We start from the raw sequence: 18,956 nt of genomic DNA, 5'->3' as shown, positions 1-18,956 counted from the left end.
TAGGCTCGCTCCATGAGCTGGCTCCGGGCGCTTAAGGAGACCGCCCGCTCGGGGCTGACGATCGAGCGGCGGCGTCTCGAACCGCTCATCGCGGTGCGCGGGGCCGCGGGCCTCGCCCTCGTCGTCGGGATCAGCCTGGCGCTCTTCGGCCCGGTCATCGCCGCAGGCTCCGCCTTCGGAGCCTTCCAGGCGGCCATCGCCACCTTCCAGCGCAGCTGGCGCCCCCGGCCCGTGCTCGCCCTGGTCTCCGGCGCCAGCCTGGCCGTGTCGACGTTCGTCGGCTACGTCACCGTGTCCCACACCCTGCTGTTCCTCGCCCTGCTGATCCTGTGGACGTTCGTCGCCGGGATGACCTGGGCGGCGGGCCCGACGGGCGGCATCATCGCGGGCTCCAACGTCGCGATCATGCTCGTCACCATCACCCTGCCCACCTCGGTCGCCGACGCCGCCGCGCACGCCGCGATGATGGCCTTCGGCGGGCTGGTCCAGGCGGCGCTGATCGTGCTGTTCCCCGTCCGCAGATGGGGCGCCCAGCGCGACGCGCTCGCCGACGCCCTGGCGGGGGAGGCCGACTACGCGCGCAGGCTGCGCCACGACCCGGTAGCGCCCTTCGACCCCGTCCCGCTGATGACCGCGCGCAACGCCGCCGCCGTCACGCCCTGGCAGGCCCGGAGCCGGCCCGCCGACCTGCACGGCGTGCGCGGGGTCGCCGAACGGCTCAGGCCGGTCCTCGCCTCGCTGGCGGACCCGGCCCTGGGCGTCCCCGCCGAGGGCCCGGAACGCTACTGGGCGCGGGAGATCCTCGGCGCCGCCGGCTCCCTCCTCGACTCCGCCGCACGGGCGGTGCGCCACGGCGACCCGGTGAGCCTGGACGAGACGGCGCTCTCCGTGCTCAAGTCCCCCGACACCGAGGTCATCCTCACCGGGCCGCCCCGCCGCGCCGCCGACCGGCTCACCGCGCTGCTCGCGGACGTCATCGAGATCGCCGAGGGCACCGGCACGGACGACCGGACGCCCGGCGAGCCGCTCGTCCCGCACCGCCGCCGGCCCAGCCTGCTGGGGCTGGTCCCGCTCGTCTACCGCTCCATGCGCCGCGAACTGCGCCGGGGATCGACGATCCTGCGCCACGCGGAACGGGTGTCGGCGGTGACCGCTGCGGGCTACCTCATGGGTGCGGTGCTGCCGTTCGGCCACGGCTACTGGGCTCCGATGACCGCCGTGATGGTGATGCGCCCGGAGTTCACCCAGACCTACTCCCGCTCCGTGGCCCGCTTCATGGGCACGGTGATCGGCGTCGCCGTCGCCACCGGCATCGTGCAGGCCGCACACCCCAACGCGGAGCTCTCCGCCCTGCTCGCCGTCATCAGCGCCGGGCTGATGTATCTGCTGATGCGCACCGGATACGCGGTCGGCCAGGTCTGCGTCTCCGCCTACGTCGTCTTCCTGCTCGGCATGGCGGGCGACGACTGGTCGCAGACCGTGCCCGAGCGGGTGGTGCTGACGCTCATCGGGGGGCTGCTCGCGATGGTGTCGTACGCCGTCTACCCGGCGTGGGAGACCCCGCGGCTGCGCGACCGGCTCGCCGCCTGGGTGATCACGGACGGGCGCTACGCGGCCACGGTCCTCGACCGGTACGCCGATCCCGGGTCCAGGAGCCTCGACGAGGTGCGTACCGCCCTGCTCACGACCAGGGAGGCCCGCCTCGTCTGGCAGGAGGCGCTGGAGACGGCCCAGCACGAGCCCGTGCGCCACCGGGGCATCTCCCGGGTCTCCGCGGCGGACGCGCAGGACGCGCTCGCCCAGTTCGGCAGGGTCGCGATGCTCATGGAGGCCCACCTGCCGGCCGCCTCCGCCACTCCCGTGCCCGAGGCGGCGGCCCTGGCCGACGCGTTCCGGCAAGCCACCGAGCAGGGCGCGAAGGCGGTACGGGAGCGACGCGTTCCGGACTGGGAGCCGGTCAGGGAGGCGCTGGCGCGCCGGGACGCCGCCGAGGGACCGCCGCCCGACTCCTTCGTGCGCAACGGGGCCACCCTGCTGCTCCACGCCCTGGAGGACTTCTCGCAGGCGCTGGAGATCAGCAGCGGGCGGGCGTAGGCCGGGGCGTCAGGGGCTGGGGGGCTCCGGCAGGCCCGGCGGCAACGTGCCCGAGGGCGCTTTGGTCAGGGTGTCCTCGCCTCCGGCCTCCCAGGAGACGACGAGCTTCTTGCCGTCGTTGGACTTCACGGTCCCCATGGCACGGTCGGTGTTCCCGTCGATGCACTTCAGCACGAGCGTCACCTCGCCCATGTCCTTCACCTCGCCCCCGCAGACGTGCTGGTCGGCGACGAGGCCCACCTTGCCGGAACTGACCGAAAGGGCGATGGGGTTGCCGTCGGACTCACCCGCCCAGGTGCCTTCCAGCGCCGTGGCCTCCGCACGGCCGGCACCCTCGTCCGCGCCGTCGTGGGAGGGAGTGGTGCTCCGCGAGGCGCCGGACCCGGCGGAGGACGGGGCGTCGTCGGATTCGTCACCACTGCCGCATGCGGTCAGCGTGACCGCGGCGACGAGAGCGGCGGAGATCAGGGCGCCGGTGCGCGGAAGCCGGTCCATGTGGCCCGAGTGGCCCATGTGGAGTTCCCCTTACTGATTCACGGCCGAAAGACGGCGCCAAGCTATCAGGGGGTACAAGAGCAACTCCGTTGAACGGGAGCCAAATTGGCGTGCCGTTCGTCTCTTCCTCAGAGAAGCGGGGGAACGGGGAACACGGTGAGCGGATCCGGGGGAAAACTGTAATCGCGTGCGCACCCCGCGTGCACGTGCATCTGCTCATGCATTGGCATATGAACACAGCTATGATCCGAGCTAGTTGACACTTGCACCTTGCAACTCGGGGAGCGTCCTGTGCACCACGTGTACAACGGCATGGCGGCCACAGAGCTTCGCGGAGTCGTCTGGCAGAAGAGCAGACACAGCAACTCCCAGGGGTCCTGCGTGGAGTTCGCGAAACTGCCCGGCGGAAATGTGGCGATGCGGAACTCGCGCCACCCGGACGGGCCCGCGCTCGTCTATACGCCGGCCGAGATAGAGGCGCTCCTGCTGGGCGTCAAGGACGGGGAGTTCGACCACCTCGTCGCGGGCGGCTGAACGCCGCACACCGGTCCGGGGTGCGGCGTCCTACAGGTGCTCGGTGTACGCGTCGGCCGGAACCGGACGCTCCGGTGCCGGATGGTCCGTCAGCCGGAAGAGTGCCCAGACCACCTTGCCGAGTCCACCGTCGGGTGGAGTGTCCCCGGCGGGCACGGGGGAGGGGTACCAGCCCCAGCCGTCGCTGAACGACTCGACCAGGAACAGCCCCCGGCCGGACTCGGCCGAATCGGCCGCCTCGCCCGCGACAGGGCTCTTCTCACTGGGGTCGCGCACCGCACACACCAGCCGGGAGGTCCAGCGCATGAGGTGCAGCCGTACGGAGGAGTCGTGCCGCTCCCTCGGGCAGTCGGCCGGAAGGGCGTGCCGCAGCGCGTTGGTGACCAGCTCGGACACGACCAGCGCGACATCGTCGAAGCGGTCGCCGAGGTCCCACGAGTTCAGCGTCGTACGGGTGAACTTCCGTGCCCCGCCCACCGCTTCGTACCGGGCCGGCAGCGTGCAGGAGGCCGAGCCGGCGACCGCCGAGAGGTCGGCGGGGGGAAGCCCCTGCCGTAACGGCTCGAGCATCGTCGATCCATTCGTCCCCATGCGAGGCACTCCCGGGATTCGCGGCTGTAGCGGCACTGCTTCTGGCGGGCACTGCGGTCACAGCGGCACAACACGAACGAGAACGCAGGTGCGCGAGGACCATGGTTCCGAATGCGTACGGCAGATGCAAGGGCAGATGCACGTGCACGCGCCGGACCTGCCCGGTAGCGTGCCGGTTCGGACTCATTTCTTCCGCTTCATAGTTTTGGAGCTTTCGGAAAGTCTTGCCATCTCTGTAATCGAATGAGTACGGGCTGAAGCGTTTTGGTGGCAGAATCCGCCTCCGGGGTTCGGGGGAGCTCCGAGGTACGGGAAGCGATGGGGAGGGTCGGAAGCCAGTGTCGGCAGGCGAGTCGAGTGGTTCTGTGGTGCGGCGCATCCTGCTGGGCTCACAGCTCAGGCGCCTGCGCGAATCGCGCGGCATCACCCGTGAGGCGGCCGGCTACTCCATCCGCGCCTCCGAATCGAAGATCAGCCGCATGGAGTTGGGACGGGTGAGCTTCAAGGCCAGGGACGTCGAGGACCTGCTCACGCTGTACGGCGTCACGGACGAGGCGGAGCGCGGCTCCCTCCTCGGCCTGGCCCGTGAGGCCAACGTGGCGGGCTGGTGGCACAGTTACGGCGATGTGCTGCCCGGCTGGTTCCAGACATACATCGGTCTGGAGGGGGCGGCCTCGCTCATCCGGATCTACGAGGTGCAGTTCGTCCACGGGCTGCTGCAGACCGAGGCCTACGCCCATGCCGTGGTCGCGCGCGGCATGCCCGGAGCTCCGGCGGCCGAGATCGACCGCAGGGTCGCGCTGCGGCTGGCGCGCCAGAAGGCGCTGGTCTCCGAGCAGGCCCCCCGCTTCCACGCCGTGCTCGACGAGGCCGCGCTGCGCCGTCCCTACGGCGGACGCGATGTGATGCGGGCACAACTGCGGCATCTGATCGACATGTCGGAGCAGCCGAACATCACCCTTCAGGTGATGCCCTTCAGTTTCGGTGGTCATGCCGGAGAGAGCGGGGCATTCACGATGCTGCGTTTTCCGGAATCCGATCTGTCGGACATCGTCTATCTGGAGCAGCTGACAAGTGCGCTCTATCTGGACAAGGCCGAGGAAGTCGCCCAGTACGAAAAGGCCATGGTGCGGCTCCACGAGGACAGTCCGGGGCCGGAGGAGAGCCGGGATCTTCTCCGCGGACTCCTTCAACTCACCTGATTCCCCAGTACGATGACGTACCCACAGGAGTCTGCGCCTGCAGTAAGGGATTGAATGTCCTTCCCCAGTGAACTGGCCCACCAGTACATCGACGGCGAGTGGCTGACCGGTAGCGGTTCGTGGGACATCATTGATTTCAATCCCTACAACGGCGAGAAACTCTGCTCGATCACCGTCGCCACCGCGGCCGAGGCGGACCTCGCCTACCGCGCGGCCGAGCGAGCCCAGCCGGAATGGGCGGCGGTCAGTCCCTATGAGCGCCGGGCCGTTCTGGAGAACGCCGCGCGGCTCGTCGAGGAACGCTCCGGCGAAATCGTCGAGCTGATCATCGACGAGCTCGGCGGCACCCGCTTCAGGGCCGAGTACGAGGTGAATGCGGCGCTGCGTTTCCTGCGCGAGGCGGCCGGACAGGCACTCGGTGTCATGGGACGGCTGCTGCCCTCGCTCGCGGACGGCAAGGAGAACCGCGTCTACCGCCTTCCCGTCGGGGTGGTGGGCGTGATCAGTGCCTTCAACTTCCCCTTCCTGGTGACGATGAAGACCGTCGCCCCGGCCCTGGCCCTCGGGAACGCGGTCGTGGTCAAGCCCCATCAGAACGCCCCGATAGCGGGCGGCGGGCTGGTCGCCCGGATCTTCGAGGACGCGGGGCTGCCCGCCGGGCTGCTGAACGTCCTGATCACCGACAGCGCCGAGATCGGTGACACCTTCATCGACCACCCCGTGCCCAAGGTGATCTCGTTCACCGGCTCCGACCGGGTCGGCCGTCATGTCGCGGCGATCGCGGCCGGGCTCTTCAAGAGGACCATCCTCGAACTGAGCGGCAACAGCGCCCTGGTGGTGCTGGAGGACGCCGACCTCGACCACGCCGTCCGGGCGGCCGTCCACAGCCGTTTCCTGTTCCAGGGCCAGGTCAGCATGGCCGCCAACCGCATCCTGGTGGACCGGTCCGTGGAGGCGGAGTTCACCGAGCGCTTCACCGCGGAGGTGGCCGGCCTCCGGACGGGCGATCCGCGCGACCCGGAGACCCGCATCGGCCCGGTCATCAGCGAGTTCCAGGCGGAGGCGCTCACCGCGCTGGTCGACGGGGCGATCGCCGACGGAGCCACCGCGCTCGTACGGGGCCGTGCGCGCGGCAATCTCGTGGAACCGACCGTGCTGACCGGGCTGCCCGAGGACTCACCGCTGCTGAAGCAGGAGATCTTCGGCCCCGTGGCGCTGCTGATGCCCTTCGACGGCGAGGACGAGGCCGTCCGGATCGTCAACGACAGTCCCTACGGCCTGAGCGGCGCCGTGCACACGGCGGATGCCGAGCGCGGTGTGCGGTTCGCCCGGCGCATCACCGGCGGGATGTTCCACGTCAACGGCGGGACCGTGCAGGACGACCCGCTCGTCGCGTTCGGCGGCGAGAAGAGGTCGGGCCTGGGCCGGATGAACGGGGAGTCCGCCGTCGAGGCGTTCACCACCTGGAAGTGGATCTCGGTGCAGCACGGACGGACGGTCTTCCCCTTCTGAGGCGCCGGCCGCTCGGCGTCAGGGCGGCCGGGCGCCGCTGAGTCGGGGGCCCGCGATACAGGTCACGATCCGTCCTGATGGGTTCGTACGTTGGCGTTCGGCACACACGACGTACGGATGAAGGCGGACACCATGGTCACTCACGTTCCCGCAGAGGCTCCCGGAGACGAGCGCGGCGCGCTCCTCGCGTTCGTCGAGGCCCAGCGCGGGGCGATCCGGCGCTCGGTGCTCGGCCTCACGGAGGAGCAGGCGGCGAGCCGTCCCAGCGCGAGCGGGTGCTCCCTGTCCGGGCTGCTCAAGCACACCGCCGAGATGGAGCTCAACTGGCTGCGCCTGGCGCAGCAGCGTCCGAACGAGAAGCAGCGGACCCAGGAGACCTGGGGCGACGGCTTCCGGCTGGTCGGCGACGAGACGGTGCCGCGGATGCTGGAGTTCTGGGCGAAGACCGCCGCCGAGACCGAGGCATTCGTCCGCCACGAGGTCGACAGCATGGACGACACCTTCCCGCTGCCCCCGGCTCCCTGGTTCCCCGAGGACGGGCGCTGCTCCATGCGCTGGATGCTGCTGCATCTCGTCGAGGAATTCGGCCGCCACGCGGGGCACGCCGACATCGTCCGCGAGTCGCTGGACGGCAGGTCGGCCCTCGATCTGGTCGCCGAGGAGGCGGGCTACGCTGGCGTGAGTTGAGTACATAGGGTGGGTGGTATGTCCGCGATCCGACTCCTGGTTCTGGGCGCCGTCCGGCAGCACGGCCGCGCGCACGGCTACCAAGTGCGCAACGACCTGGAGTTCTGGGGCGCCCACGAGTGGTCCAACGCCAAGCCGGGGTCGATCTATCACGCGCTCAAGCAGATGGCGAAGCAGGGACTGCTCCTCGCGCACGAGACCGCCCCGTCCACGGCGGGCGGCCCGCCCCGCACCGAGTACGAGATCACCGAGCAGGGCACCCGGGAGTTCTTCGCCCTGCTGCGGGACTCGTTGACCTCGTACGACCGGAGCGTGGACGTCCTGTCCGCCGGTATCGGCTTCATCGTCGACCTCGAACGGTCCGAGGCGGTGGCGCTCCTGCGCGAGCGAGTCACCGCCATCGAGGGCTGGCGCGCCTCGGCCACGGAGAACTACACCCCCGCCGAGGGCCCCGAGTCGCTCGGGCACATCGGCGAGATCATGAACATGTGGGTCCACTCGGCGGACGCGGGTGCCGAGTGGACCCGCGGCCTGATCGCACGGATCGAGGCCGGGGCGTACACCTTCGCCGGCGAGGGCGAGCCCTTCGTCGGGGTGCTCACCTAGGGCCCCGGGCCCCAGGGTCTTCGCGCCGGTGGTCAGTGGTGGAAGGCCGTCGCGCTGCTCCGGTCCCTGTCCAACGGGTGCGCCTGGGCCCGCAGTTCCGGCAGGAGCCCGCGCAGGTCGTCGAGCAGCAGCTCCGCGAGGTCCGAGGAGAAGCCGTTGCGGCAGACGACGCGCAGCACCGAGAGGTCCTGGCGGTTGGCGGGGAAGGTGTACGCGGGCACCAGCCAGCCGCGCTCGCGCAGCCTCCTCGACACGTCGAAGACGTCGTACGCCCTCACCTCCGGCTTCGTGGTCACCGCGAACACCGGGAGTTCGTCGCCCCGGGTCAGCAGCCTGAAGTCCTCCAGGGACTCGAATCCCGCGGCGAGCCGCATCGCGATGTCCCGGGCCGCCTGCTGCACGGCCCGGTAGCCCTCCCGGCCCAGCCGCAGGAACGTGTAGTACTGCGCCACCACCTGGGCGCCGGGCCGGGAGAAGTTCAGCGCGAAGGTCGGCATGTCGCCGCCCAGGTAGTTGACCCGGAAGACCAGCTCCTCGGGCAGCTCGGCGGGTGAGCGCCACAGGGCCCAGCCCACGCCGGGGTAGACCAGGCCGTACTTGTGCCCCGAGGTGTTGATCGAGGAGACCCTCGGGAGCCGGAAGTCCCACACCAGGTCCTCGTCGAGGAACGGTGCCACCATCGCCCCGGACGCCCCGTCCACATGGACCGGGATGTCGAGGCCCGTGCGCTCCTGGAGGTCGTCGAGCGCGGCGCACAGCTCCGCGACGGGCTCGTAGGAACCGTCGAAGGTCGAGCCGAGGATGCCGACCACACCGATGGTGTTCTCGTCGCAGAGCTCGGCCGCCGCCTGCGGGTCCAGATGGAAGCGCTCGCCCTCCATCGGCACCAGGCGCGGCTCGACCTCCCAGAAGGTGCAGAACTTCTCCCAGCAGACCTGCACATTGACGCCCATCACCAGATTGGGCCGAGCCGTCCCCGGGTAGTGGTCGGCGTTCCTGGCCGACCAGCGCCGCTTCAGCGCCATCCCGGCCAGCATGCAGGCCTCGCTCGACCCCGTGGTCGAGCAGCCCACCGCGGCCCCCGGATCCGGGGCGTTCCAGAGATCGGCGAGCATCGCCACACAGCGCCGCTCCAGCTCGGCGGTGCGCGGGTACTCGTCCTTGTCGATCATGTTCTTGTCCCGGCACTCGGCCATCAGCACACCGGCCTGGGGTTCCATCCAGGTGGTGACGAAGGTCGCGAGGTTGAGCCGGGAGTTCCCGTCGAGCATCAGCTCGTCGTGGACGAGCCGGTAGGCGGTCGCCGGCGGCAGCGGGCCGTCCGGGAGCTGGTGCGTCGGCGGCGCGGCGATCATCGGCGCCGTGGGGTCGGCCTCCCCGAAGAACGGGTTGAGGGCGAGCCGGCGGTGCTCGTCGGAGGGGATGCCCTTGCCGTGTGAACCCTGGTGGAGTGGCATGAGCGCGCCCTCAGCTCTCAGCCGCGAGGCCGGCCTTGATGGCCCGGGTGAACTTGACGACGCGCTCGGCCTGGACCCGTGCCGCGGTCAGGGTCTGCTCGCCGACGGGGATGTCTCCCTGCCCCGAGACGTGGGAGGTGCCGTACGGGTTGCCGTCCACGAACTTCGAGGCGTCGGTGTAGCCGGGAGGGACCAGGATGCCGCCGAAGTGGTGGATCGTGTTGTAGAGCGCCAGCAGGGTGGACTCCTGGCCTCCGTGGGCCGTGCTGCTCGCGGTGAAGCCGCTGTAGACCTTGTCGGCGAGCTGCCCCGCCTGCCAGAGGCCTCCCAGGGTGTCCAGGAACTGCTTGAGCTGGGCGGTGACGTTGCCGTACCGGGTGGGCGTACCGAAGATCACCGCGTCGGCCCAGACCATGTCGTCGGGCGAGACCTCGGTGATGCCCGCGGTCTCCTTCGCATGGGCGGCCCAGGCCGGATTGGAGTCGATGGCCGCCTGCGGGGCGAGCTCGGCGGCCTTGCGCAGGCGCACCTGCGCACCGGCGTTCTCGGCGTCCTTCGCGATGGCCTTGGCGATCGTGGAGATGGTGCCGGTGGAGGAGTAGTAGATGACGGCGACGTTCACGGACGTGGGCATGCGAGGGCCTCCGGGGAGAGGGGGAAGGAGGGGACGGGTGCGGTCAGGAGTTGCTGATCACGGCCGCTGTTCCGTAGGCGCAGACCTCGGTGCCGACGTCGGCGGCCTCGCTCACGTCGAACCGCATCATCAGCACGGCGTTGGCGCCGCGCGCCCTGGCCTGGTCGACGAGCCGCTCCATGGCCTGGTTGCGGGTCTCGACGAGGGTCTTGGTCAGGCCCTTCAGCTCGCCGCCGATCATCGACTTCAACCCGGCGCCGATCTGGCTGCCGAGGTGACGTGAGCGCACCGTGAGTCCGAACACCTCGCCGATGACCTGTGTCACCTGATAGCCGGGTACGTCGTTCGTCGTGACGACCAGCACGTCCGCCCGGGGCGTCTGTCCGCCGCCGTAGTCCTCAATGCCCATGATGTGGCACCTCCTGCGGAAAGCTTTGCCCCGGTTCGTCCCGCGCGCATCCTTGCTTACGCCAGTGGAACCCAGGCGTCCCCCCCGGCGTTGATAGCTTGGGGCGGCCACGCAGCCGCCGCCGTACCTCGACCAACCCTGGAGCCCGGACCCTTGAATACGCTTGCGCTCGGCCCGAGCTGGCTGGACCCGGATTACCTGCTCAACACCTTCGGGCTGCCCGGCCTCCTGCTCATCGTGTTCGCCGAGTCCGGGCTGCTGATCGGCTTCTTCCTTCCGGGCGACTCGCTGCTGTTCACCACGGGCCTCCTGGTGACCACGGGCGACCTGAAGTACCCCCTGTGGCTGGTCTGCCTGCTCGTCGCCCTGGCGGCGATCATCGGTGACCAGGTCGGCTATCTCTTCGGCCGCAAGGTGGGGCCGGCGCTGTTCAAGCGCCCGGACTCCCGTCTCTTCAAGCAGGAGAACGTCGAGAAGGCCCACGAGTTCTTCGAGAAGTACGGCCCGAAGTCGCTGGTGCTGGCCCGCTTCGTGCCCATCGTCCGCACCTTCACGCCGATCATCGCCGGTGTGAGCCGTATGGACTACCGCTCCTTCATCACGTTCAACATCATCGGCGGCATCCTCTGGGGTGTCGGGGTGACGCTGCTCGGCGCGGCCCTCGGCAAGGTCGACTTCGTGCACGAGAACATCGAGATGATCCTCATCCTGATCGTGCTGATCTCCGTGGTGCCGATCCTGATCGAGTTCCTGCGCGCCCGCAGCAAGTCGAAGAAGGAGCAGTCCGCGCACCGCGAGGACGACAACGGCCCCGCGGACGGCGGCCCGGGCACCGGCAACGCCGGCAACGGCCAGGGCCCCGCGGCCGGCGCGTTCGACGAGGACCCGGCCGCCTCGTACGGCACGGGCCAGTACGGCAACGGCCGGCCCGGCGGATACGGCACCGGCCAGGACAGCCGGTACGGCCAGGCGGGCCAGTACGACGACCAGGGCGGCCGGCAGTACGGCAACACCCAGGCGGCCGGGCAGTACGGCGGCGGTCAGTACGCCGACCAGGGCGGCCAGCAGTACGGCGGCGCTCAGCAGGGCCAGCAGTACGGCGGCCAGTACGGGAACGCCCAGCAGGGCCAGCAGTACGGTGGTGCCCAGCCCGGCCAGTACGGCAACCAGCCCAGCCAGTACGGCGGCGCCCAGCAGGGCCAGCAGTACGGCGGCGGTCAGTACGCCGACCAGGGTGGCCAGCAGTACGGCGGCCCCCAGCAGGGTCAGCAGTACGGCCAGCAGTACGGCGGTGCCCAGCCCGGCCAGTACGGCAACGCGCAGCCCGGCCAGTACGGCGGCGCCCAGCAGGGCCAGCAGTACGGCGGCGGTCAGTACGCCGACCAGGGCAACCAGTACGGCAACGCCCAGGGCGCCCCGTACAACGGCGGTCACGACGGCCGGTACGGCGCCGGTCAGGGGCAGCCTCCGGCCCAGCAGCAGCCCGGTCCGTACGACCAGGGCGACCAGGACGGCGACCAGGACCAGTACGGATGGCAGAACAGGCGCTGATCCCCGCGCCCGCGCCGACGGCGCCCCGGTCCCCGGCGGGACCGGGGCGCCGTCCGTGTGTCAGAAGCCGCGGGTCCGCTTGGCGGCCCGGCGGGAGGCGCCCCCGACCGCGCCGGGCACCCGCATGAACAGCCGGGAGATCTCGCTCCCCAGATTGACCCCGATGGCGATCGCCAGCGCCGTGGCGACAGCGGTGAAGAGCGAGGCGAGCCCGGCGTCCACCTCGTTCTGCGCGACGCCCAGCAGACCGAAGTAGGTCGCCGAACCGGGCAGCAGCGGTCCGATCGCCGCCGTGATGTACGGCAGCGACGAGGTGTACCGGTAGCGCGAGAACAGCTGGCCGAACAGCCCCACGAGGCCCGCCGCGACCGCCGTCGCCGCCACCGGGGAGATGCCGCCCGTGCGGGCCATCGCCCCGTAGATGACCCAGGCCACACCCCCGTTGAGGGTCACCGCGAGCACGGTGGAGCGCTCCTGCTGGAGCAGCACGGCGAAGGCCAGTGTGAGCAGCATGGAAGCCAGGATCTGGACGACCGGCCGGTCGTTGGGCACGAACCGGGCCTCGGGGTTCAGCTGGGCGCCGAGCTGGACGCCCAGGTAGAGCATCAGCAGCACCCCCGCCACGATGCCGATGAAGAAGTACATGACCTCCAGGAGCCGGGCTCCCGCGGTGATGTAGTAGCCGGTCAGACCGTCCTGCACCCCGGCGACCAGGGCCCGCCCGGGAAGCAGCGCGAAGAGACCACCCGTGATCACCGCGGACGGCCGGATGTCCGTCGAGTGCGTGAGGGTCAGCGCGATGCCCATCGCCGCCGGAGGCATGGCCGCGGCCGTGAACTGGTAGAACTCGGGCAGCCCGCGCCCTGCGCAGAGCCAGGCCAGACGGTCGCCGAGCATCGCGCCCGCCGCCGCCACGATGAAGACCAGGGCGCCACCGCCGACCAGCACCGACGCCGAGCCGGCGAGCAGACCGGCGGCGGCCGTGAGCACCCAGCCCGAGTACGGGTGCCGGTTACGGCGGATCTCCGCGAGGCGCCGGTAGGCCTCCTCCAGCGACACCTCGACGTGCTCGGCCGTCGTGATGTCGTCGATCAGCCGGAACACCGCGGCCAGCCGGGTGTAGTCGGTACCCCGGCGGCGCACGGTCCGGCTCGCCGTCACGGGGTCCTCGACCAGCGACGGCTGGTGCGAGATGGAGAGCAGTGTGAAGGTGACCGTCGGTTCGCAGCGGTCGAGCCCGTACGAGCGCGTCACCGCGAACATGGCCGCCTCGACGTCCTCGGCGCCCTCGCCGCCCGCGAGCAGCAGCTCCCCGATACGCAGGGTCAGGTCGAGCACACGCGGTACGGCCGGACCCGAGTCGTCGGTCTTCTGGACGCTCTCGGGGGCCGGGCGCTCGGTCACCGGCATGCGCAGCATCGTGCGCATCCGGTCCTGCCAGGGCGCCTCCTTGGTCAGCCGGACCATCGGAATGCCGTGCGCGGGAGTGAAGGCGGGCGGCTGATGCTGCGCGTTGTACCCGCTCGGCGGTACGAAGGCGGAGGACAGCGTGTCGGATCCGGAACCGCCGCCCGGACCGGAACCGGAACCGGGGGCCGAGCCGGGCGCCGACGACGGCTCGGTGTGCAGCCCGGCCGGAAGGGCGAATTCCGAGCTGGGGTGGTCGTCCTCGAGCGGTGGTGGCTGCTCCACACCGGCCGGTGGGACGAAGGCGCTGCGTGCCTCGTCGGACTGGGGCTTCTGGTCCTCGGGACCGCCCTGTTCCGCCACCACTCGACCTCGTTCCTCCTCGACCGCCCGTCCTGGGAGCGCTTCTGCCCAGTATGGACACGGACATGGGGGGCCACGCACGACGGGCGGCGCACCGTGAAGGTGCGCCGCCCGTCGTACGTACGGTCAGCGGGACCGGAGGGCCCCATGCGCCGTGATCCGCGCCGTCCCGCCCGTAAGCGGAACCGGAGGGATCACGTCAGTGCGCGCCGCCCTGCGCCTCGAGGCGCTTGTAGGAGGCCTCGATCTCGGCCTCGGCCTCGGCGCGGCCGACCCAGTCGGCGCCCTCGACGGACTTGCCGGGCTCCAGGTCCTTGTAGACCTCGAAGAAGTGCTGGATCTCCAGGCGGTCGAACTCCGACACGTGGTGGATGTCGCGCAGGTGCTCCACCCGCGGGTCGGACGCCGGGACGCACAGCAGCTTGTCGTCGCCGCCGGCCTCGTCGGTCATCCGGAACATGCCGATGGCGCGGCACTTGATGAGGCAGCCCGGGAAGGTCGGCTCGTCCAGGATGACCAGCGCGTCCAGCGGGTCGCCGTCCTCGCCGAGGGTGTTCTCGACGAAGCCGTAGTCGGCCGGGTAGCTGGTCGAGGTGAAGAGTCGACGGTCCAGGCGGATCCGACCGGTCTCGTGGTCCACCTCGTACTTGTTCCGCGAACCCTTCGGGATCTCGATGGTGACGTCGAACTCCACGGGTGGCTCCTCCATGATCAACACATACGACTGGTGGTTAAGTGTCCCTCACGCAGATGAGTGCTCGCGAAAGGGGCTGGTCAACGGTGGCCGAGCCGGTGGACGGACCGACGCACGAACCGTTGAACAGATGGGGCAGGTGGAAAGCCCCGACGTACCTGAAGCGTGGGAGCGGGGCGCGGGACCTCCGGCTCGTCGCAGGCTCCGCGGTGCTCGGCCTGGCGGTCGCCGTCGGTGCCGCCCTGGCCGCCGGTCCGTGGGACTCCGGTCAGCGTAAGGCCGAGCGGGGCCGGGCGGCCGTTCAGGAGCGCGCAGGTGGCGCACATCACCAAGGGGAGGCTACCGACGGGCCGGCGCCCGCCCCCAGCGCGCCCCCCGTCCTGAGGGCCCTGGGCAACACGGCGGGGCTCTCGGCCCAGGCGGGCGCGACCGCCCTGGGGGCCGCCCTCGATCCGCTGCTGGACTCGCCCGCCCTCGGTGCCGTGCGCACGGCCGTGGTCGTCGACGTGGCCACCGGCAAGCAGGTGTACGCCGATGGCGCGGCGACCCCCATGACGCCCGCCTCCACGGTGAAGATCGCCACCGCCGCCGCCGCGCTCTCCGCGCTCGGGCCCGGCCACCGCATCGCCACGACGGTCCGGCTCTCCCCTGACTCCCGCACACTCACCCTGGTCGGCGGCGGCGACCCCACCCTGGACGAGGCGGCCCTGCGCTCCCTGGCCGCCGACACCGCGCGCTCCCTGCGCGACGGCGGGGCCGGGACGGTCCGGCTCAGGTACGACACGTCGGGCTACTCCGGCCCGGCCGTCCACCCCATCGGCCCCAACGAGAACATCGCGTCCGTCAGCGCGCTCATGGCCGACGAGGGCCGCCTCGACGGCAGCGTCCGGGGGCCCGCTCCCCGTACGGCCGACCCGGCGGGCGACGCCGCGCGCGCCTTCGCGGACCTCCTGGACGACGCCGGAGTGGACACCCGGTCCGCGCCCGAGGCCGGGCGCGCCGTGGGCGGGTCCCGGACGGTGGCGACGCATCTGTCGAAGCCGCTCTCCGCCCTCGTGGAGCGCACGCTGACCAACAGCGACAACGACCTCGCCGAGGCGCTCGCGCGCCAGACCGCGATCGAGGCGGGGGAGCCGGCCTCCTTCGCGGGCGCCCGGCGCGCGGTGACCGCCCGGCTGAAGGCGCTCGGCCTGCCGCTGAAGGGCGCCCACCTCGCCGACGGCAGCGGCCTCGACCGCGCCGACAAGGTGACGGCGGCCCTGCTGGCGCAGCTCCTGGCGCTGGCCGCCGGTCCGGACCACCCCGAGCTCCGCCCGGTCCTCACGGGCCTCCCGGTGGCGGGCTTCAGTGGCACGCTCGGCGACCGCTACACCGCCACATCCCGGGGAACCGGCCTGATCAGGGCCAAGACGGGCACCCTCACCGGCGTGAACAGCCTCGCCGGGACCGCGGTCGACGCCAGGGGGCGGCTGCTCGCCTTCGCCTTCCTGGCCTCGGGCACCACATCCCCCGGCGAGGCGGAGGCCTCACTCGACGCCCTGGCCACAGCGCTCACCAAAGGCGGCCGGTGAGCGCCTGACACCCCACCACGGGGCGACCACCTCACGTACGGTTGACGCATGACGAGCATCGGTGGTGCCGAGATGGTCGACTGGAATCTCGCGGTCGCGACCGCGACCCGGTTCGTGCGGCCGGGTCCCGAGATCAGCCGTGAGGAGGCCCGCGCCGTCGTCGCGGAGCTCCGTCGGCACGCCAAGGCCTCGGAGGAGCACGTCCGTTCGTTCACCCGGATGATCCCGGACGGGCACGAACCCGAGGACACCCCCGTCCTGGTCGTCGACCGCGCCGGCTGGATCAGGGCCAACGTCGCGGGCTTCCGTGAGCTGCTGCGTCCCCTGCTGGGGAAGATGCAGGACCGGCGCGGCACCGGCCCGGGCAACGCCGTGCTCGGCGCCGTGGGCGGGAAGGTCACCGGCGTCGAACTGGGCATGCTGCTGTCGTTCCTCGCCTCCCGGGTCCTCGGCCAGTACGAGACCTTCGCCCCCGCCACCCGCGAGCTCCCGGCCTCCGCCAACGGCGGCGGCAGGCTGCTGCTGGTCGCCCCCAACATCGTCCACGTCGAACGCGAACTCGAGGTGGACCCGCACGACTTCAGGCTCTGGGTGGCCCTTCACGAGGAGACGCACCGCACCCAGTTCACCGGTGTCCCGTGGCTCCGCGACCACCTCCAGGGCGAAATCCAGTCGTTTCTCGACGAGACCGACGTCGACCCGATGACCTTCCTCGAACGGCTCCGCGAGGCCGCGCAGACCTTCTCGGGCGGCAGCCGTCCCGAGGGCGAGCGCGGCGAGGAGGGCGACGACGGCGGGCGCAGCCTCGTCGAGATCGTCCAGACGCCCGCCCAGCGCGAGATCCTGGGCCGCCTCACCGCCGTGATGTCCCTGCTCGAAGGACACGCGGACTTCGTGATGGACGGGGTGGGCCCCGATGTGGTGGCCTCCGTCGCCGAGATCCGGGAGAAGTTCCAGCAGCGCAGGGCGCGCGGGGCGAGCCGGCTGGACCTGGCGCTGCGCAAGCTCCTGGGGCTCGACGCCAAGCTGCGGCAGTACCGCGACGGCGAGAAGTTCGTCCGCGCCGTGGTCGGCGAGGTCGGCATGGACGGCTTCAACAGGGTGTGGACCTCCCCCAACACCCTGCCCACCAAGGCCGAGATCGCCTCTCCCGAGGACTGGGTGGCGCGGGTGCACCGTAAGGCAGACTCGTGATCATGGCGTGCCCGGCGGCAGAAGATTGCCTCCCCAATCACCCATCCGAGGGACCATAAGGGCATGGGAAGGCGTGCAATGCTCGATGAACAGCTTGGCTCTGTCACCATCGACGCACTCTGAGTGACGGGACTCCGTCCCGGCCCGCTCGGAGGCACCCCCCAAAACTTCACCCGAAGGGCACCGGACATGGGTCCCCATCCTGCGGTCGCGGCGATACGCCTGGCGGTCCGCCGCGTACTCCACGACGTCGTCACCGAATACAGCCGTCACAGCGAACAGGCCGGACACGCCGAGTTCGCCGAAGCCGGGGCGGGCGGCCGGCGTCCCGGGCTTCCGGAACGCCCCGACACCCCGCTCGTCCTGGTCGCGTGCTCCGGCGGCGCCGACTCCATGGCGCTCGCGTCCGCGCTCGCCTTCGAGTCGCGCAAGCTCCCCGTCCGCGCCGGCGGCATCACCGTCGACCACAACCTCCAGCCCGGCTCCGACCTCCGCGCCGGCGAGGTCGTCACGCGCCTCGCCGAGATGCGGCTCGACCCGGTCGAGGCCGTCGCCGTCCATGTCGGCCGTGACGGCGGGCCCGAGGCCGCGGCCCGCGACGCCCGCTACGCGGCCCTGGACGCCGCGGCGGAGCGCCTCGGTGCCGCAGCGGTCCTCCTCGGTCACACCCGCGACGACCAGGCCGAGACCGTCCTGCTGGGCCTCGCCAGGGGCTCGGGCATCCGTTCGCTCTCCGGGATGGCCGCCGCCTCCGGACCCTCCGGCCGCTACCGCCGCCCCTTCCTCCAGCTCGACCGGCAGACCGCCCGCAAGGCCTGCCTGGTGCAGTCGATCCCCGTCTGGGACGACCCCCACAACATCGACCCCGCCTACACCCGCTCCCGGCTGCGCCACGAGGGCCTGCCCGCCCTGGAGAAGGCGCTGGGCAAAGGAGTGGTGGAAGCCCTCGCCCGTACGGCTCAGCTCTCCCGCGACGACGCCGACGCACTCGACACCTGGGCCGCCGAGGCCGCCCGCTCGGTCCGCGACGACGACGGACGGCTGGAGTGCGCCAAGCTCTCCGTCCTGCCGCCCGCGGTACGCCGCCGGGTGCTGCGCCGCGCCGTGATCGACGCCGGTTCGCCCGCGGGTTCGCTCTTCGCCCGTCATATCGAGGAAGTCGACCGGCTCATCACCGGCTGGCGCGGCCAGGGCGCCATCAACCTGCCCGGCCGCGTCGAGGTGCGGCGCCAGGGTGGCAGACTGGTGATTCGGCAGAGCTGAAGCGCAAGCGGCTGAAGTGCAGGCGAAACGCCGGTCCGGCCCGGGGAACAGTCCGGTCCGGCAGGGCAGAGAAAGAGACGCGGGTGAACGAGAAGGACATGGGTACCGACCTTCAGTCGGTGCTCCTCACCAAGGAAGAGATCGACGCGAAGCTCGTCGAGCTGGCAGCGAAGATCGACGCGGAGTACGCGGGCAAGGACCTGCTCATCGTCGGCGTGCTCAAGGGCGCGGTGATGGTGATGGCGGACCTGGCACGCGCGCTGTCCACCCCCGTCACCATGGACTGGATGGCCGTCTCCTCGTACGGCGCGGGCACCCAGTCCTCGGGCGTCGTCCGGATCCTCAAGGACCTCGACACCGACATCAAGGGCAAGCACGTCCTGATCGTCGAGGACATCATCGACTCCGGCCTGACGCTGTCCTGGCTGCTGACCAACCTCGGCTCCCGCGAACCCGCGAGCCTGGAGGTCTGCACGCTGCTCCGCAAGCCGGACGCCGCGAAGGTCGCGATCGACGTGAAGTGGGTCGGCTTCGACATCCCCAACGAGTTCGTCGTCGGCTACGGCCTGGACTACGCGGAGAAGTACCGCAACCTCCCCTTCGTCGGAACGCTCGCCCCTCACGTCTACGGCGGCTGAGTCACCCGGCCCCGCCGGACCCGGAAGTACCCGGCCGAACCGGGCCGGACCGCC

The 18,956-nt window shown here is 71.0% G+C and carries 18 protein-coding genes; 11 read left to right on the top strand and 7 right to left on the bottom strand.

What is annotated here, in order from left to right:
• The first annotated feature begins 12 nt into the window (after nt 1-12).
• Complete coding sequence (locus AMK10_RS25310; RefSeq protein ID WP_073750268.1) at nt 13-2,094, top strand: FUSC family protein; 2,082 nt, start codon at nt 13-15, stop codon at nt 2,092-2,094.
• Between the two features lie 9 nt (nt 2,095-2,103).
• Here AMK10_RS25310 and AMK10_RS25305 read toward each other — a convergent pair whose 3' ends face one another.
• A complete protein-coding gene (locus tag AMK10_RS25305) occupies nt 2,104-2,607 on the bottom strand; it encodes a hypothetical protein (RefSeq protein ID WP_241839681.1) in 504 nt (167 codons plus the stop codon).
• A 273-nt stretch (nt 2,608-2,880) separates the two neighbouring features.
• On the opposite strand from AMK10_RS25305, the gene AMK10_RS25300 reads away from it, so the two are divergent.
• Nucleotides 2,881-3,123: a DUF397 domain-containing protein gene (locus AMK10_RS25300; protein WP_073750267.1), complete on the top strand. Its 243-nt coding sequence runs from the start codon at nt 2,881-2,883 to the stop codon at nt 3,121-3,123.
• Between the two features lie 30 nt (nt 3,124-3,153).
• Here the strand turns inward: AMK10_RS25300 and AMK10_RS25295 are convergent, their stop codons facing one another.
• On the bottom strand, nt 3,154-3,693 hold the full coding sequence (locus tag AMK10_RS25295; RefSeq protein ID WP_073750266.1) for an ATP-binding protein: 540 nt from the start codon (nt 3,691-3,693) through the stop codon (nt 3,154-3,156).
• 359 nt (nt 3,694-4,052) lie between these two features.
• Here AMK10_RS25295 and AMK10_RS25290 point away from each other — a divergent pair, with 359 nt between their 5' ends.
• The 4 genes from AMK10_RS25290 (at nt 4,053) to AMK10_RS25275 (ending at nt 7,721) form a co-directional block, all read left to right on the top strand.
• Complete coding sequence (locus AMK10_RS25290) at nt 4,053-4,916, top strand: helix-turn-helix domain-containing protein (protein WP_073750265.1); 864 nt, start codon at nt 4,053-4,055, stop codon at nt 4,914-4,916.
• A gap of 54 nt (nt 4,917-4,970) precedes the next feature.
• The gene (locus AMK10_RS25285) at nt 4,971-6,428 is read left to right on the top strand and encodes an aldehyde dehydrogenase family protein (RefSeq protein WP_073750264.1); all 1,458 of its coding nucleotides are present in this window, start codon (nt 4,971-4,973) and stop codon (nt 6,426-6,428) included.
• A 132-nt stretch (nt 6,429-6,560) separates the two neighbouring features.
• A complete protein-coding gene (locus AMK10_RS25280) occupies nt 6,561-7,115 on the top strand; it encodes a DinB family protein (RefSeq protein WP_073750984.1) in 555 nt (184 codons plus the stop codon).
• Between the two features lie 18 nt (nt 7,116-7,133).
• A complete protein-coding gene (locus AMK10_RS25275) occupies nt 7,134-7,721 on the top strand; it encodes a PadR family transcriptional regulator (RefSeq protein WP_073750263.1) in 588 nt (195 codons plus the stop codon).
• 32 nt (nt 7,722-7,753) lie between these two features.
• Here the strand turns inward: AMK10_RS25275 and AMK10_RS25270 are convergent, their stop codons facing one another.
• From AMK10_RS25270 to AMK10_RS25260, 3 genes are read right to left on the bottom strand one after another with little or no spacing between them, the layout of a single operon-like run.
• Nucleotides 7,754-9,178: a glutamate decarboxylase gene (locus AMK10_RS25270; protein ID WP_073750262.1), complete on the bottom strand. Its 1,425-nt coding sequence runs from the start codon at nt 9,176-9,178 to the stop codon at nt 7,754-7,756.
• Between the two features lie 10 nt (nt 9,179-9,188).
• Nucleotides 9,189-9,812, bottom strand: coding sequence for an NAD(P)H:quinone oxidoreductase (gene wrbA, locus AMK10_RS25265; RefSeq protein WP_073750261.1), 624 nt, complete (start codon nt 9,810-9,812; stop codon nt 9,189-9,191).
• Between the two features lie 43 nt (nt 9,813-9,855).
• Nucleotides 9,856-10,221, bottom strand: coding sequence for a YbjQ family protein (locus AMK10_RS25260; protein ID WP_073750260.1), 366 nt, complete (start codon nt 10,219-10,221; stop codon nt 9,856-9,858).
• Between the two features lie 153 nt (nt 10,222-10,374).
• Here AMK10_RS25260 and AMK10_RS25255 point away from each other — a divergent pair, with 153 nt between their 5' ends.
• Entirely contained in the window at nt 10,375-11,772 is a 1,398-nt protein-coding gene (locus AMK10_RS25255) for a DedA family protein (RefSeq protein ID WP_073750259.1), read from the top strand.
• 60 nt (nt 11,773-11,832) lie between these two features.
• Here the strand turns inward: AMK10_RS25255 and AMK10_RS25250 are convergent, their stop codons facing one another.
• Complete coding sequence (locus tag AMK10_RS25250) at nt 11,833-13,545, bottom strand: threonine/serine ThrE exporter family protein (RefSeq protein ID WP_073750258.1); 1,713 nt, start codon at nt 13,543-13,545, stop codon at nt 11,833-11,835.
• 196 nt (nt 13,546-13,741) lie between these two features.
• Nucleotides 13,742-14,236, bottom strand: coding sequence for an inorganic diphosphatase (locus AMK10_RS25245; RefSeq protein ID WP_003968257.1), 495 nt, complete (start codon nt 14,234-14,236; stop codon nt 13,742-13,744).
• Between the two features lie 86 nt (nt 14,237-14,322).
• Between AMK10_RS25245 and dacB the strand changes: the two genes are divergently transcribed.
• From dacB to hpt, 4 genes are all read left to right on the top strand, one after another.
• The gene (gene dacB / locus AMK10_RS25240) at nt 14,323-15,807 is read left to right on the top strand and encodes a D-alanyl-D-alanine carboxypeptidase/D-alanyl-D-alanine endopeptidase (protein WP_073750257.1); all 1,485 of its coding nucleotides are present in this window, start codon (nt 14,323-14,325) and stop codon (nt 15,805-15,807) included.
• 48 nt (nt 15,808-15,855) lie between these two features.
• On the top strand, nt 15,856-17,001 hold the full coding sequence (locus tag AMK10_RS25235; protein ID WP_073750256.1) for a zinc-dependent metalloprotease: 1,146 nt from the start codon (nt 15,856-15,858) through the stop codon (nt 16,999-17,001).
• Between the two features lie 189 nt (nt 17,002-17,190).
• Nucleotides 17,191-18,264 (top strand): tRNA lysidine(34) synthetase TilS, encoded by a 1,074-nt coding sequence (tilS, locus tag AMK10_RS25230; RefSeq protein ID WP_073750255.1) that lies wholly within the window; start codon nt 17,191-17,193, stop codon nt 18,262-18,264.
• A 98-nt stretch (nt 18,265-18,362) separates the two neighbouring features.
• Complete coding sequence (hpt, locus tag AMK10_RS25225; protein WP_014155504.1) at nt 18,363-18,902, top strand: hypoxanthine phosphoribosyltransferase; 540 nt, start codon at nt 18,363-18,365, stop codon at nt 18,900-18,902.
• Nucleotides 18,903-18,956 lie beyond the last annotated feature (54 nt).

Source organism: Streptomyces sp. CB02058 (assembly GCF_001905505.1).
Lineage (GTDB): Bacteria > Actinomycetota > Actinomycetes > Streptomycetales > Streptomycetaceae > Streptomyces.
This window is presented reverse-complemented; position numbering and strand designations above follow the sequence as displayed.

Coding starts and splice junctions, on each gene's coding strand:
- AMK10_RS25310 (WP_073750268.1), top strand. CDS start 13: ATGAGCTGGCTCCGGGCGCTTAAGGAGACCGCCCGCTCGGGGCTGACG.
- AMK10_RS25305 (WP_241839681.1), bottom strand. CDS start 2,607: ATGGGCCACTCGGGCCACATGGACCGGCTTCCGCGCACCGGCGCCCTG.
- AMK10_RS25295 (WP_073750266.1), bottom strand. CDS start 3,693: ATGCTCGAGCCGTTACGGCAGGGGCTTCCCCCCGCCGACCTCTCGGCG.
- AMK10_RS25285 (WP_073750264.1), top strand. CDS start 4,971: ATGTCCTTCCCCAGTGAACTGGCCCACCAGTACATCGACGGCGAGTGG.
- AMK10_RS25280 (WP_073750984.1), top strand. CDS start 6,561: ATGGTCACTCACGTTCCCGCAGAGGCTCCCGGAGACGAGCGCGGCGCG.
- AMK10_RS25275 (WP_073750263.1), top strand. CDS start 7,134: ATGTCCGCGATCCGACTCCTGGTTCTGGGCGCCGTCCGGCAGCACGGC.
- AMK10_RS25270 (WP_073750262.1), bottom strand. CDS start 9,178: ATGCCACTCCACCAGGGTTCACACGGCAAGGGCATCCCCTCCGACGAG.
- wrbA (WP_073750261.1), bottom strand. CDS start 9,812: ATGCCCACGTCCGTGAACGTCGCCGTCATCTACTACTCCTCCACCGGC.
- AMK10_RS25260 (WP_073750260.1), bottom strand. CDS start 10,221: ATGGGCATTGAGGACTACGGCGGCGGACAGACGCCCCGGGCGGACGTG.
- AMK10_RS25235 (WP_073750256.1), top strand. CDS start 15,856: ATGACGAGCATCGGTGGTGCCGAGATGGTCGACTGGAATCTCGCGGTC.
- tilS (WP_073750255.1), top strand. CDS start 17,191: ATGGGTCCCCATCCTGCGGTCGCGGCGATACGCCTGGCGGTCCGCCGC.
- hpt (WP_014155504.1), top strand. CDS start 18,363: ATGGGTACCGACCTTCAGTCGGTGCTCCTCACCAAGGAAGAGATCGAC.